The 1,665-nt window shown below is 71.2% G+C and carries 2 protein-coding genes; both read right to left on the bottom strand.

What is annotated here, in order from left to right; translation table 11 throughout:
- On the bottom strand, positions 1-192 hold a 192-nt coding region (locus tag VB716_RS00680), incomplete at its 3' end, for a hypothetical protein (protein ID WP_323269457.1).
- A gap of 14 nt (positions 193-206) precedes the next feature.
- Positions 207-1,665: VWA domain-containing protein (locus tag VB716_RS00675; RefSeq protein WP_323269456.1), on the bottom strand; the 1,459-nt coding region annotated here is incomplete at its 5' end.

Below are 1,665 nucleotides of genomic sequence, written 5' to 3'. Positions count from 1 at the left end.
CAGCAGGCGGCTGCCGCGATGGCGCCACCGATGCCGCAGGGTGGCCAGGCCCCAGCCGAACAGCGCCGCCACCGCCAGGGCCGGTGCCAGGGGCAGCAGACCGAGCCGCACCAGCAGCACCAGTGCCACTGAGGCGATGGCCACGGCCGCGGGATCGTCGAGGGGATTGGGCAGAAGGGCAGGACGGGTCACGGGGGCATCCAGGCTCAGAAGGCCATCTGCAGATCCTCCATCCGGCGCAGGATGCTCTCGGGATTGCCCTGGGTGAACTCGCCGCCGTTGCTCTCGGCGATCTGGCGCAGCACGTCGGCGTCGAAATCACCGGGGTTGCCGTAGCCGATCGTGAACACACCGATGCGCTCGTCGCCGCCGAAACCGCTGCGCTTCAGCTCGGCCTTGAGGCCTTCGAGGCCGAGCTGCGAGCCCTGATCACGCCCATCGGTGAGCACCACCACCGCCAGGATCTCGCCAGGCTTGTGGCTGCGGCGCAGCCAGTCGCGCGCGCCATGAACGGCATCGTGCAGGCGGGTGCCACCATCGGCCACCAGCCCGGCCACAAAGGCCTGGCCCTTGGCGGCATCAGCCGGACCGCCACGGATCACCACCGGCTCCGGCAGGCGATTGTCGAAGTCGAACAGACCCACGGTGTCGCGCGGGCCGATGGCGGCCAGGTAGGCCTGCAGGCTGCGCTGGGCGGAGGGCAGTTTCTCGCCGCTCATCGAGCCGGAGCTGTCCACCACCAGGGCCACCCGCGAGGGTTTCTTGACCAGATCCCGCCAGGTGCGGATCATCGCCTCCACCACCGCCGGGCGCGGCGCCCGCAGGGAGTCGTAGACCGCCCGCGGATCGGCGCCATAGGCCGCCACCACCCGGGAGGCCGGCACGGCCGGATTGGCGGGACGCAACCCCTGATCCGCCGCCAGCTTCTGGATCTCCGGGCTCTGGAGCCGCTCGATCAGCAGCTCCGCCGCCGCCTTCTCCTGGGGCGACACCCAGGGGGCATTCGGCAGGATCGCCCGCATGGTGCTGGCGTAGGTGGCGGCCGGGTACACGGCCTGCAGCACCTCCTCGCTGCCGCTGCGTCGGCTGTTCACCCCCACCACCGACGACTCATAGACCGAGGCCACCGACGCCCAGAAGGGGCCGTTGCGCTGCATCGCCCGGGCCAGTTCATCGGTGGAGCTGCCGTAGCGGGTGATGTGCCGCTGGATCGCCGCCACACCGGCGGCATGGCGGCTCACGTCCGCCAGGGTGAGTGCTTCGGGGGGCTTGCCGGCCACCTCCGCGAACATCGCCACCAGGGTCTGCAGGCCGGAATTGGAGCGGGTCGGCGCCGTGTGCACGAAGCGGATCAGCTGCGACGGCCCCGCCGGATCCAGCTGGCGGTGGTCGGTACTGCGGGCCAGGGCCTGGTAGGGATCGGAGCGCTGCAGTCCCTTCGCCAGGGCCGGGGTGGTCATGAACACCATCGGACTGCTGGCCAGGGCCGGGGCATCGGCCGGAGCCGGAATCAGATCGCGGCTGGGGGCCAGCTGCTGCAGCCGGTAGCGCAGCAGCTCCTGGTAGATCTCGCCATCCACCGAGAGCAGCACCGGGATCGACGGGTCATCGGCCGGAGCACCGCCCTGCAGCACGGCCCGGGCATGGCGCTCGATCTCGCTCACC

The organism is Synechococcus sp. CCY9201, assembly GCF_034931105.1.
Lineage (GTDB): Bacteria > Cyanobacteriota > Cyanobacteriia > PCC-6307 > Cyanobiaceae > CBW1002.
Note: the sequence above shows the minus strand (reverse complement) of the source record. Positions and strands in the feature narration are given on the sequence as shown.